Origin of the sequence: Bradyrhizobium sp. U87765 SZCCT0048 (assembly GCF_018131225.1) — a bacterium.
Taxonomy (GTDB): domain Bacteria; phylum Pseudomonadota; class Alphaproteobacteria; order Rhizobiales; family Xanthobacteraceae; genus Bradyrhizobium_A.
Genome location: NZ_JAFCMM010000002.1, coordinates 727,567 through 739,946, shown reverse-complemented (window position 1 = coordinate 739,946; position 12,380 = coordinate 727,567). Strand labels below are relative to the sequence as shown.

Here is a 12,380-nt window from a genome sequence, read left to right as displayed (position 1 = left end):
TCAGATCCGTCCGAGCAGCAGCAGGATCAGCACGATCACCAGAACGGTGCCGACGATCCCCGTGGGGCCATATCCCCACGACCGGCTGTATCCCCAGCGTGGCGAAACGCCGAGCAGGACGACGATGAGCACGATGATGAGCAGGGTACCGAGCGGCATGGTGGGGTCTCGCGAGGGAAGGATTGGCCGGACCGCCATGGATGAGGTTCGGGTGCCGGCTCTCGGCACATCAACGGTGCGTCGATGCCGATGGTTCCCCCTCGCGAAGTCGTGACGCCGGAGCCGGCTTGACGTCTCGCTTTCGCCGCAAGCGCGGGGGGAACCGGGATGGCGCTGCTGCGTTGTCTGTGCGGGTCGCGTCACCCGGACCAGAGGGCAGGGACATGACACATTCTCATTCGATGAGCCGACATCTCGTGTGCGCACGCCGCGCATTGGTTGCGGTGACGGCCGTTTTCATCGCCGGCGCGTCCGGCGCGCATGCCCAGGCGCTCGGGTATGCCAGCGATCCGTCGCTGTCGGACCCTGCGCCGGGCCTGCAGTCCCCGGCGATGTCGGATAGCAGCCAGCCCGATGCGAACATTCTGCCCGAGCGTCTGCGCCGGCAGGTTGTCAGCTACGCGACGCACGAGGCGCCGGGGACGGTGGTGATCGATACCGCCAATACCGTGCTGTACTATGTGCTCGGCAACGGACAGGCGATCCGCTATGGCGTCGGTGTCGGCCGCCAGGGCTTCACGTGGTCGGGAACGCAGAGCATCTCGCGCAAGGCGGAATGGCCCGACTGGTATCCACCATCGGAGATGATTGCCCGCCAGCCCTATCTGCCGCGCTTCATGGCCGGCGGCCCCGGCAATCCACTTGGCGCACGCGCGATGTATCTGGGATCGAGCGAGTATCGCATCCATGGCACCAACGATCCCTCGACCATCGGCAAGTTCGTCTCCAGCGGCTGCATCCGTCTGACCAATGACGATGTCGCGGATCTGTTCAGCCGCGTGTCGGTGGGCACCAAGGTCGTGGTGCTGCCCAAGAGCGGCGCACCGCGGGTCGCAACGCAGCGGCCCGCCGCTTCGTCCGTTCGACCGACGCTGCAGCGCCAGGCTGTGAACCAGACGGCTGTGAACCAGACGGCGGCCGGCTTGTACTAAGGGAGCGGGCCACTGCCCGTGGGGATGATCAGCAATGATGCAGGGATCGCGCTACCGGCTGACGACCGCTTTGCTGCTTGGGCTCGCGGTCGCCGGCGCGTCGACAGCGGGGCACGCGCAGGATTTCTTCTCGGCGCTGTTCGGCGGTTTCGCGCCGCCCCAACCGCAGCGTGCGATTCCGTTCGTCAATCTGTTCGACGATGAGCGGCCGGCGCCGCGTGCGAGCACCGGTGGCGGCGATCGCGCGACGGCCTATTGCGTGCGGACCTGCGATGGCCGCTACTTTCCGGTGCCGCCGGCGCAGGGCGAGAGCCGGGCAGCCGCCTGCAACAGCCTGTGTCCGACCAGCGAGACCAGGGTATATTACGGCGGTTCGATCGACGACGCGACAGCCGAGGGCGGCAAGAGCTACGCCGACCTGCCGAACGCCTTCCGCTACCGCAAGGAGATCGTCGCCGGCTGCACCTGCAACGGCAAGGACACGTTTGGTCTCGCGCGTGTCCGGATCGAGGACGACGCCACGCTGCGCAAAGGCGATATCGTCGCGGGGGCGAACGGCCTCGTCGTCGCCAGTGGCCGTGCCGACAAGCGCACGGCGGTCAACTTCACGCCGGTACCGGCATCGGTCCGCGCGAAGTTCGATCGTTTGCCGGTGGTGGCGCGGGAGTAGCGGGTTCGCTGTCCGGCGATCCCCGAAAAGCCTTTGGCCGTGTGCTTTCGCCTGTGGGCTGCGGGCGCGCGGCTTGTGATGCGCCACGCGGAAGAGACGTTGCATCTCTCATGTTCCGCGGCGGGAACCCGAGGCGCAGCCAAGCGTTGATCCGGCACGCAGGTTTTGCCTTGCTTGTCCATTTTCCGGAGGCTTTTGCATGTCGTTGCTGATCAGCGCACTGGTGACGTTTGTCGTCGTCATTCTCATTCTCTATCTCGTCAACATGTTGCCGATCGACGGCCGTGCCAAACAGATCATCCGGATTGTCGTGATCATCGTCGGCGTGCTCAGCCTGCTGCGGCCCCTGATGTACTGAGCCGCGCCGTCCACAAAAAAAGCCCCGGCCATTGGCCGGGGCTTTTTCCTGTTGGAGCTGCGGCGGCTCAGCCGGCGGCCTTGGCCTCGCGGCGGCGGGCGTGCAGAATGAACTCGGTGTAGCCGTTCGGCTGCTCGCGGCCCTTGAACACGAGGTCGCAGGCCGCCTTGAAGGCGACGCCGTCGAACGCCGGTGCCATCGGCTTGTACTCGGCATCGCCGGCGTTCTGGCGATCGACGACCACCGCCATGCGCTTCAGCGCTTCCATCACCTGCTCTTCGCTGACGACGCCCTGGTGCAGCCAGTTGGCGAGATGCTGGCTGGAGATGCGCAGCGTGGCGCGGTCTTCCATCAGGCCGACATCGTGGATGTCCGGCACCTTGGAGCAGCCGACGCCCTGGTCGATCCAGCGCACGACATAGCCAAGGATGCCCTGGCAGTTGTTGTCGATCTCCTGCTTGACGTCATCGGGCGCCCAGTTCGACTGCGACACCGGGATGGTGAGGATGTCGGAGAGCCTGGCGCGCGGCACGCTCTGGCCGATCTCCTGCTGGCGCTTCTGGACGTCGACCTGGTGATAGTGCAGGGCGTGCAGCGTTGCCGCGGTCGGCGACGGCACCCACGCGGTGGTGGCGCCGGCCTGCGGATGGGCGATCTTCTGGGCCAGCATGTCGGCCATCTTGTCGGGCGCTGCCCACATACCCTTGCCGATCTGGGCATGGCCGGGCAGGCCATCGATCAGGCCGTTGTCGACGTTCCAGTCCTCATAGGCCTTGATCCAGGGCTGCGCCTTCATGTCGTTCTTGCGGATCATCGGGCCGGCTTCCATGGAGGTATGGATCTCGTCGCCGGTACGATCGAGGAAGCCGGTGTTGATGAACACGACACGCTCGGACGCGGCCTGGATGCAGGCCTTGAGGTTCACCGTGGTGCGGCGCTCCTCGTCCATGATGCCGACCTTGAGCGTGTTCTTCGGGAGACCGAGCAGCTGCTCGACGCGGCCGAACAACTCGCAGGTCAGCGCCACTTCGTCAGGGCCGTGCATCTTCGGCTTGACGATGTAGACCGAGCCGGTGCGGCTGTTGCGTGTCGGGGAAAGGCCCTTGAGGTCGTGCATGGCGATCAGGCCGGCGACCGCGGCGTCGAGGAAGCCTTCCGGAATCTCGGCGCCGGTGCTGTCGAGGACTGCATCGGTGTACATATGGTGGCCGACGTTGCGCATCAGCAGCAGGCTGCGGCCGTGCAGGCGCAGTTCCTTGCCGTCCGGCGCGGTGTAGACGCGATCTGCGTTCAGCGTGCGCTTCAGCGTCTTGCCGCCCTTCTCGAAATCGGCGGACAGGGTGCCGTTCATCAGGCCGAGCGTGTTGCGATAGACCAGCACCTTGTCGTCGGCGTCCACCGCCGCGACGCTGTCTTCCATGTCGAGAATGGTGCTGACAGCCGATTCCAGCACGACGTCGGCGACGCCGGCCGGATCGTCCTTGCCGATGGTGTTGGCGCGGTCGATGGTGATCTCCGCATGCAGGCCGTTGTTGATCAGCAGGATCGCGGTCGGCGTCGCGGCGTCGCCGCGGTAGCCGGCGAACTGGGCGGCGTTCTTCAGCGCGGTGTGGCTGCCGTTGGCAAGCTTGACGGCCAGTGCACCCTTGTCGACGCTGTAGGCGACGGCGTCGCCGTGGCTGCCGCTCGCGAGCGGCGCGGCCTGATCGAGGAAGGCCTTGGCCTTGGCGATGACCTTGGCGCCGCGCGCCTTGTTGTAGCCCTTGCCGGCTTCGCTCGGATCATGCGGGATCGCGTCGGTGCCGTAGAATGCATCATAGAGGCTGCCCCAGCGCGCATTCGCGGCATTGAGCGAGTAGCGCGCGTTGGTCAGCGGCACCACCAGCTGCGGGCCGCAGATCTGGCCAATCTCGGCATCGACATTGGCGGTGGTGACCTTGTGCGTCGCCGGCTCCGGCAGCAGGTAGCCGATCTCCTTGAGGAACGCGGTGTAGGCGGCGGCATCGATCGGCTTGCCCTTGTGGGCGCGATGCCAGTCGTCGATTTTGGCCTGCAGGCTGTCGCGCAGCGCCAGCAGTTCCCTGGTGCGCGGCGCGAGGTCGCGGACGATCGCAGCGAGCCCGGCCCAGAAGCTGTCCGGCGTGATGCCGGTTTTCGGCGCGGCTTCCTTGGCGATGAAGTCGGCAAGGACGGTGGCGACCTTCAGTCCACTGGCTTCGATGCGTGTCATCTCAAATGTTCTCACGAGGATGATGGGCGGGGCATCCGCCCGGGGTTCTTGGGGGCCTCCGGCAGGCTGGTCGACGCCAGCTTCCGCAGAAAGTGAATATAAATCAATAGTTTCCGCGCCTGCTGCAGGCAGCGGGCCCGGTCAAGGACGGGTATTTTGTTTGCAGGTGCGAACGCCCTGAAAGGGCGTTGTAGCGCCAAAGACAGGGAAAAGAGAAGGGGGTTGCTCCCCCTCCCATAGGGGGGCTTGCGCCGCCGACGCGCTTTCACGCGTCGCAGGAGCCGGTTCGCATCACGACAACGCGCCAAAACAGAAGCGGGAGCGCGTTTGCGATCCCGTCACGGCGCACGCGCTTCAGTGCCCTGATCCGCTGTGCGAAACACCGCTGGCGCGCTCCAGCGCCACCTTGATCAGGATGGTCAGCAGGGCAACGGCGGTCAGCACGGTCGCGGCGGTGAAGGCGCCGACCACGTTGTAGTCCTGGTAGAGCAGTTCGATCTGCAGCGGCAGCGTCGTGGTCTGGCCGCGGATGTTGCCAGAGACCACCGAGACGGCGCCGAATTCACCCATCACGCGGGCATTGCACAGGATCGCGCCGTACATCACCGCCCATTTGACGTTGGGCAGTGTCACCCGCCAGAACGTCGCGAAGCCCGAGGCGCCGAGCGTCACCGCGGCTTCCTCCTCGTCGGTGCCTTGCACCTGCATCAACGGGATCAGTTCACGCGCCACGAACGGCGCGGTCACGAACATGCTGGCGAGGAAAATGCCCGGCAGCGCAAACATGATCTTGATGTCGTATTCGGCGAGCAGGGGGCCGAACAGGCCCTGCGAGCCGTAGACGAACAGGTAGGCGACGCCGGCGACGATCGGCGATACCGAATAGGGGAGCTCGATCAGCGCGATCAGCAGCGTCCGACCTGGAAACTCGAACTTGGTCACGGTCCAGGCGGCGGCGAGGCCGAATGCGATGTTGACGGGCACCACGATGAGTGCGGTGAGCAGCGTCAGCATGATCGCATGCAGCGTCGCCGGCTCGGTGAGGTTACGCCAGAAGACCGCCACGCCCGAGGACAGGCCGCTGCTGACGATCAGCGCCAGCGGCGCCACCAGGAAGAACGCGGTGAGGACGAACGTGACGGCCAGCACGATACGGCGTGTCGCGGGACCCCCGCCGACCGGGGTGCGAATCCAGGCGGCGCGGGCATGAGACGTTTCGGCCGACTGCGTCATCACACCTCACCCCGACCGATGTAACGCAGTTGCCACGACTGCACGGCGTTGATCACGATCAGCATGGAGAAGGCCATCAGCAACATCACCGTGGCGATCGCCGCCGCGGCCTCGTAGTTGTATTCCTCGAGGCGGATGAAGGTCAGCAAGGCGACGATCTCGGTGCGCATCGGCTGGTTGCCGGCGATGAAGATGACGGCACCGAATTCGCCAAGGCTGCGAGCGAACGCCAGCGAGCAGCCGGCGAGGAAAGCCGGCAGGATCGACGGAAAGATGATCTTGCGCAGGATCTGGAAGTCGCTGGCGCCGAGCGAGCGGCCGGCCTCCTCGACCTCAGAGCCGAGGTCCTCGATGACCGGCTGCACCGTCCGCACCACGAACGGCACGCTGGTGAAGGCCATGGCGATGGCGATGCCCAGCGGGGTGTAGGCGACGGGAATGCCGATGGCGGCGAGGGGGGCGCCGAACCAGCCGTTCTTGGCGAACAGCGCGGTCAGCGCGAGACCGGCGACCGCGGTCGGCAGCGCGAAGGGAACGTCGACAAGGGCATCGAGGATGCGTTTGCCGGGGAATTCGTAACGCGCCAGCACCCAGGCGAGCAGCAGGCCGTAAATGGCATTGAACACGGTGGCCGCGAGCGCCATGGTCAGCGTCACACGGATCGCCGCGAGGGTGCGCGGCGACGACACGATGGTCCACAGTTGTGAGGGGCCGATGCCGGAGGCTTTCAGCAGCAGTGCGCACAGCGGCAGCAGCACGATGGCGCCGAGGTAGAGCACCGTGGTGCCCAGCGCCAGTCCAAACCCTGGGATGACCCGGCGTCGCACGTCTTACTACCTTCCGAACATTCCAACAGGCCATTGCACGCGGGGCGCGTGCGAACGGTATCGCCGGGACATTATCGTCCGGTCGATGTCATAGAACGTTTTTCCGGGCGCGAAAACAGCCTCGCACCCGGAAAAGCCGGTTCCGATCCGATGACGGAAGAATTCAGTTCTGACGGGCGGCGAACAGCTGGTCGAGCTTCGCGCCGGAATTGAGATGGTCTGCGTTGACCTTGTCCCAGCCGCCGAACGCGTCCTCGACGGTGATGAGCTTGACGTCCGGGAACCGGTCCTTGAATTGCGCCGCGACGGTCTTGTCGTTGACGCGGTTGTACTGCTTGGCGAGGATCGTCTGTCCTTCCTGCGAGTACAGGAATTCGAGATAGGCGGTCGCCAGCGCGCGGGTGCCGTGCTTGTCGGCATACTTGTCGACCACGGAGACCGGGAATTCGGCGAGCAGGCTCTGCGACGGCACCACCACCTCGTACTTGTCCTTGCCGGCGAGATCCCGGATGCCGTTGGTCTCGGCCTCGAAGGTGATCAGTACGTCTCCGGTCTGGCGCTCGACGAAGGTCGTGGTCGCGGCGCGGCCACCGGTGTCGAGCACCGGGACGTTGGCGAACAGCTTCTTGACGAAGTCGTCCGCTTTCTCGTCGCTGCCGTACTTGCTCTTGGCGTAGGCGTAAGCCGCAAGATAGGTGTAGCGCGCGTTGCCGGAGGTCTTCGGGTTGGGGAAGATCACCTGCACGCCCGGCTTCACCAGGTCGTCCCAGTCCTTGATGTGCTTGGGGTTGCCCGCGCGCACCAGGAAGGCCGGCAGCGAGTAGTAGGGCGAGGAGTTGTTGGGCAGGCGCTTCTGCCAGTCCGCGGGGATCAGCTTGCCCTTGTCGTAGAGCACCTGCACGTCGGTGACCTGGTTGAAGGTCACGACATCGGCTTCGAGCCCTTCGAGGATCGAGCGCGCCTGGCGCGACGAGCCGTTGTGCGACTGGTTGATGGTAATATCCTGACCGGTCTTCGCCTTCCACTGCTTGATGAACGCGACATTGATATCGGCGTAAAGCTCGCGCGAGATGTCATAGGACACGTTCAGCAGACTGGTCGGGGTCTGGGCGCTGGCGGCCGAGACCAGGCCGAGGCTGGCTGCGAAGGCGATGAGGATACGACGCAAGACGGCTCTCCTTTGAGGTTACGCGCGGGGCGGGCGCCGCTGGCGCCCGATCGTCAGATGTTGGCGGCGATGTCAGCGAGTTCGCCGAACAGGATGCCGGTGCGGGTCAGCAGCCGCTCGATATCTTCCGCCGCGTCACCGATGCTGCGATCGGTGGTGTCGACAACGAGTTCGGCCGCCTGCGGTGCTTCGTAATCCTTGCCGAGGCCGGTGAAGCTCGGCAGCCCGCCGGCGCGCGCCTTGGCGTAGTGGCCCTTGGGATCGCGGCTCTCGCAGACCTCGGCCGGCGTCGAGACATAGACCTCGCGGAACAGGTCGTCGGCGATGCGGCGGGCCTGGGCACGGTCCTCGGCGGACGGCGATACCGCCGCGACGATCGCGATATGGCCGTTGCGGGCGAGATGGGCGGCGATCTCCGCGAGGCGGCGAACGTTCTCGGCGCGGTCCTTTGGCGAGAAGCCGAGATCGCCGTTGAGGCCGGCGCGCAGGGTGTCGCCATCGAGCAGGATCGGCGAGCCTCCGCGGCTGAACAGCTTGCGCTCCAGGGCGCGGGCGAGCGTCGACTTGCCGGCGCCCGGCAGGCCGGTGAACCATACCACCGCGCCGCCATGGCCGTAGCGCGCCGAGCGTTCGTCGGGACGCAGCGCCGATTCCACCGGCACGATGTCGACGGGAACGGCGCGCTGGCCGGCGTCGACGCTGAGCACGAGGCCACCGCCGGCGATGCGGCCGTTGACTTCGATGACAAGGCGGCCGGTACGGGCGTTTTCGGAATAGGGATCCGCCGCGACCGGCTGCGCCAGCGAGATGTCGATTTCGCCGACATGGTTGCGGGCGATCGACTGGGTGCCGACGCTGGACAACTCGCCGGGGTCGACGGCGTTCTCGATCGCCACCACGGTGGCGCGGGTTTCCTTGGTGCCGAGCCGCACCAGGATCGATGCGCCGGCGGTGAGCGGCTGGTCGTGAAGCCAGAATACCCGGGCGTGCAGCCGCCGCGTGTCGCGCGGCGCCGTGGCGGTGTGGGAGATGATATCGCCACGCTCGAGGAACAACTCGCGGTCAAGGGTGATGCCGACGGAATGGCCGGCGCCCTGCCGCGTCGCGACCGGCGTGGTCGGCCAGCTCTCGACCGTGCGGATCCTGGCGATCTTGCCGGACGGCATGATCACGATCTCGTCGCCGGCGATGAGGCTGCCGGACTCGATGCGGCCCGCCACGATGCGGCGGTCGTCGAACTTGTAGATCGCCTGCACCGGCAGCCGCAGCGCCAGTTCGTCGAGCCGCCGCGCCGGGGTCAGCGCGTCGAGCGCTTCCACCACGGTCGGGCCGGCATACCAGGCGATCGACGGCGTACGCTCGGCGACACCATCGCCCTCGCGCGCCGAAATCGGGATGATCGCGGTCGGCGTAACGCCGAGGCCGGTGAGATGGGCGGTGATCTCGCGGCTGATCTCGTCGAACCGCGACTGGGAAAAGTCGACCCGATCCATCTTGTTGATGACGATCGCGACCTGGCGGATGCCGAGCAGGTGCAGCAGGTAGCCGTGGCGGCGGGTCTGATCGCGCACGCCCTCGGCGGCGTCGATGATCAGCACCGCGGCGTCGGCCTGCGACGCACCGGTGATCATGTTGCGGAGGAATTCGGCGTGCCCGGGCGCGTCGATCAGCACGATGTCGCGCGACGGCGTGCGGAAGCGGATCTGGGTGGTGTCGATGGTGATGCCCTGGTCGCGCTCGGTCTGCAGCGCGTCGAGCAGGAACGACCACTCGAACGGCATGCCGCGGCGCGCGGAGACGGCCTTGAGCATCTCCAGCTTGCCATCGGGCAGGCTGCCGGTCTCATGCAGCAGGCGGCCGACCAGGGTCGACTTGCCGTGGTCGACATGGCCGACGATGACGATACGGACCTGCGGGCGCTCGGCGGTCTTCGCGGGGTTCGCGACGAGATTGGAAACGGCGATGGTCATGCTGTCCGTCCGCGTGATCAGAGATAGCCGGAAACGCGCAGGCGTTCGAAGGCGTCTTCGGTTTCATGGTCGAGTGCGCGCCCGGCGCGTTCCGGCACCTTGGTGCTTTCCAGTTCGTGCAGGATCTCGGCGATGTTGGAGGCGTTCGAATTCACCGGGAATGTGATGTCCTGGTCGCCGAGCGAGCGGTAGCGCTTGCCGTTTTTGGACAAGTAAAGCGGAATGATCGGAATGTTCTCGCGCTGCGTGTAGGCCCAGATATCGCTTTCGGTCCAGTGCAGGATCGGATGCACGCGCAGATGCGCGCCGGGCGGCGGCGAGGCGTTGAACTGGTCCCAGAACTCCGGGGGTTGATCGCGCACGTCCCAGCCGCCCTCGGTGCCGCGCGGCGAGAACACGCGCTCCTTGGCACGGGTCGCTTCCTCGTCGCGGCGGATGCCGGCGATCAGGCCGTCGAAGCCATATTTGGTGAGAGCCATCTTGAGGCCCTCGGTCTTGCGGGCGGCCGAGCGCGCCGCCGGCGGCAGGGTGGGGTCGACCGCATCGATGGGCGGGCACGGCTCGACGCGAAGGTCGAGACCCCATTCCCCGGCATACTGGTCGCGGAAGGCGTACATTTCCGGAAACTTCTTGCCGGTATCGACATGCAGCGCCGGAAACGGCACTTTGCCAAAGAACGCCTTGCGGGCGAGCCAGATCATCACATTGGAGTCCTTGCCCAGCGACCACAGCAACGCCAGCTTCTTCAGACGGGCGAAGGCCTCGCGAAAGATGTAGATGCTCTGGGCCTCGAGCTCATCGAGATGGTCCATAAATCAATGTCCTTGGTTCGATCCGGGCCCAGCCGTTAGCGCATGCTGATGACCGGCAGACGATGGCAGGAGAACAAGTGTCTCCCGCCCTTGGCGTTTGGAGCAAGGAATTCTACGATTGCGGCGCAACATAGAAGAAATAATTTTCTCTTTGCGCCCTTCAATAGATACATATATAGAAAATAATTCCAGTCAACCCCGGAATTGGGGAAGCGGAGTACCGATGCGGTTTCTGCCGGTGTTTCTTGATCTGCAAGCCGGACCCATCTTTCTGGTGGGAACGGGCGAGCTCGCGCAGGCGAAGCTTCGCCTGCTGCTGGCTGCGGGTGCGCAGGTACGCTGGCATGCGCTCGGTGATCATGATGACGCGCCTGCGCATGACAACGGCGCGACAGTGACGCGCGACGACAGCGATCCGCTGACCGCCGATTTGTCTGGTGTCATTGCCGTGCTGTGTGCCGGCGCCGGCGCCACCGGGCACGCGGTGGCCGCGCGCGCCCGCACGCTCGGCATTCCTGTCAACGTCATGGACGAACTGGATCATTCGACCTTCATCGTTCCGGCGATCGTCGATCGTGGCGATGTCGTCGTTGCGGTCGGCACCGGCGGCGCGTCGCCTGTTGTGGCGCGGCGTGTGCGTGAGCGCATCGAAGCGGCGCTGCCGGCGCGCATTGGCGACCTCGCCGGACTCATCGGGCGGTGGCGATCGGCGATCAAGGCACGCATCGCCGAGATGCCGTTGCGGCGCCGCTTCTGGGAGCAGGTTGTCGACGGGCCGATCGGCGCGGCGGTGCTCGCCGGCCGTGTCGCCGACGCCGAAGCCGCGCTGCAGGCGATCGAGGATCCGGCCGCTTATGCCGGCCGCGATATCAAAGGTTTCGTCACGCTGGTGGGCGCGGGGCCGGGTGATCCGGATCTGCTCACGGTCAAGGGGCTGCGCGCGCTGCAGGACGCCGACATTATCTATTACGACGACCTGGTCTCGGCCGAGGTGCTGGATCGCGCACGCCGCGATGCCGCGCGCGTCTCGGTCGGCCGCCGCGTCGGCAAGCCGGGTATCGGTCAGGACGCGGTCAACGGCCTGCTGATCGCAGCGGCGCGGGCCGGCCAGCGGGTCGTGCGGCTCAAGGGCGGCGATCCCTTCATTTTCGGTCGTGGCGGCGAAGAGGTTGCGGCGCTGCGCGAGGCCGGCGTGCCTTATGCGGTGGTGCCCGGCATCACCGCGGGTCTTGGCGCCGCGTCGGCATTCGAGGTTCCGCTGACCTTCCGCCAGCAGGCGCTGCGCATCACCTTCCTGACCGCGCACAAGGTGCGCGATGCCGAAGCCGTCGACTGGTCGGCGCTGACGGATGCTCAGATGACGGTCGTCGTCTACATGGGCATGACCGCGGCGCCGTCGATTCGCGCCGGTCTTCTCGACGCCGGCCGCTCGCCCCGGACGCCGGTCGGCGTGTTCGCCCGCGTCACGCGTCCGGACGCCAGGGCCGTGGTCGGCGTGCTCGAGAACCTGCCCGCGCTCGCCGCGCAGGTCGACACTGGCCCCGCGATCCTGGTGATCGGCGATGTGGTCGCCCATTCCGCGCCCTGGCGCAACGAACAACTCCAGCAACTTGTCTCGAACTTTGGGATTGCCGCCGAATGACGTCTCCGCTGCAGCAGAAGATCAAGATCACCGGTCCGTCGATCGTGACCGCGAACCGCACCAGCGATGGTGCGGTGATCTACCGTACCGCGTCGCATGGCTGGTCGGAGCAGCTTGCGGCCGCAGCCATCGTCCGCACCGCTGATGATGCCCGCACGCTGCTTGCCGAGGCGGTCGCCGACGATGTTGGCGCCGTCGGCGCCTACATCGCGCCGGTCAAGGAGGCCGGCGAGGGCCGCATCGAGCCGGGCAACCTGCGCGAGCACATTCGGCGCGACGGCGTCACCATCGACCTCCTGGTTTCCGCGTAAGGCTCGCC

The 12,380-nt window shown here is 66.2% G+C and carries 12 protein-coding genes; 5 read left to right on the top strand and 7 right to left on the bottom strand.

Translation table 11 applies throughout. From position 1 onward, the window contains the following. Positions 1-159 carry a DUF3309 family protein gene (locus JQ639_RS16530; RefSeq protein WP_211966690.1) on the bottom strand — a complete coding sequence of 53 codons (159 nt, stop codon included), beginning with the start codon at positions 157-159 and terminating at the stop codon, positions 1-3. Positions 160-383: 224 nt separating this feature from the next. Between JQ639_RS16530 and JQ639_RS16525 the strand changes: the two genes are divergently transcribed. The 3 genes from JQ639_RS16525 (at position 384) to JQ639_RS16515 (ending at position 2,179) form a co-directional block, all read left to right on the top strand. Continuing rightward, positions 384-1,151, top strand: coding sequence for a L,D-transpeptidase (locus JQ639_RS16525; protein WP_211966691.1), 768 nt, complete (start codon positions 384-386; stop codon positions 1,149-1,151). Positions 1,152-1,185: 34 nt separating this feature from the next. Further along, positions 1,186-1,821, top strand: coding sequence for a DUF2865 domain-containing protein (locus JQ639_RS16520; protein WP_211966692.1), 636 nt, complete (start codon positions 1,186-1,188; stop codon positions 1,819-1,821). Between the two features lie 199 nt (positions 1,822-2,020). Further along, the gene (locus JQ639_RS16515) at positions 2,021-2,179 is read left to right on the top strand and encodes a Thivi_2564 family membrane protein (protein WP_211966693.1); all 159 of its coding nucleotides are present in this window, start codon (positions 2,021-2,023) and stop codon (positions 2,177-2,179) included. 67 nt (positions 2,180-2,246) lie between these two features. Here JQ639_RS16515 and JQ639_RS16510 read toward each other — a convergent pair whose 3' ends face one another. The 6 genes from JQ639_RS16510 to cysD form a co-directional block, all read right to left on the bottom strand. Beyond that, positions 2,247-4,409, bottom strand: a complete 2,163-nt coding sequence (locus JQ639_RS16510) for a malate synthase G (RefSeq protein WP_211966694.1) — start codon at positions 4,407-4,409, stop codon at positions 2,247-2,249. A 354-nt stretch (positions 4,410-4,763) separates the two neighbouring features. Then, complete coding sequence (gene cysW / locus JQ639_RS16505; RefSeq protein WP_211966695.1) at positions 4,764-5,642, bottom strand: sulfate ABC transporter permease subunit CysW; 879 nt, start codon at positions 5,640-5,642, stop codon at positions 4,764-4,766. Beyond that, on the bottom strand, positions 5,642-6,469 hold the full coding sequence (gene cysT / locus JQ639_RS16500; RefSeq protein WP_211966696.1) for a sulfate ABC transporter permease subunit CysT: 828 nt from the start codon (positions 6,467-6,469) through the stop codon (positions 5,642-5,644). The genes cysW and cysT overlap by 1 nt, the downstream gene beginning before the upstream one ends. A gap of 163 nt (positions 6,470-6,632) precedes the next feature. Beyond that, positions 6,633-7,637 carry a thiosulfate ABC transporter substrate-binding protein CysP gene (gene cysP, locus JQ639_RS16495; protein WP_211966697.1) on the bottom strand — a complete coding sequence of 335 codons (1,005 nt, stop codon included), beginning with the start codon at positions 7,635-7,637 and terminating at the stop codon, positions 6,633-6,635. Between the two features lie 53 nt (positions 7,638-7,690). Further along, a complete protein-coding gene (cysC, locus tag JQ639_RS16490) occupies positions 7,691-9,607 on the bottom strand; it encodes an adenylyl-sulfate kinase (RefSeq protein WP_211966698.1) in 1,917 nt (638 codons plus the stop codon). Positions 9,608-9,624: 17 nt separating this feature from the next. Beyond that, positions 9,625-10,419, bottom strand: coding sequence for a sulfate adenylyltransferase subunit CysD (cysD, locus tag JQ639_RS16485; RefSeq protein WP_211966699.1), 795 nt, complete (start codon positions 10,417-10,419; stop codon positions 9,625-9,627). Between the two features lie 223 nt (positions 10,420-10,642). Here cysD and cysG point away from each other — a divergent pair, with 223 nt between their 5' ends. Continuing rightward, positions 10,643-12,061, top strand: a complete 1,419-nt coding sequence (gene cysG / locus JQ639_RS16480; RefSeq protein ID WP_211966700.1) for a siroheme synthase CysG — start codon at positions 10,643-10,645, stop codon at positions 12,059-12,061. Further along, positions 12,058-12,372, top strand: a complete 315-nt coding sequence (locus tag JQ639_RS16475) for a DUF2849 domain-containing protein (protein ID WP_211966701.1) — start codon at positions 12,058-12,060, stop codon at positions 12,370-12,372. The genes cysG and JQ639_RS16475 overlap by 4 nt, the downstream gene beginning before the upstream one ends. The last annotated feature ends 8 nt before the right edge of the window (positions 12,373-12,380 follow it).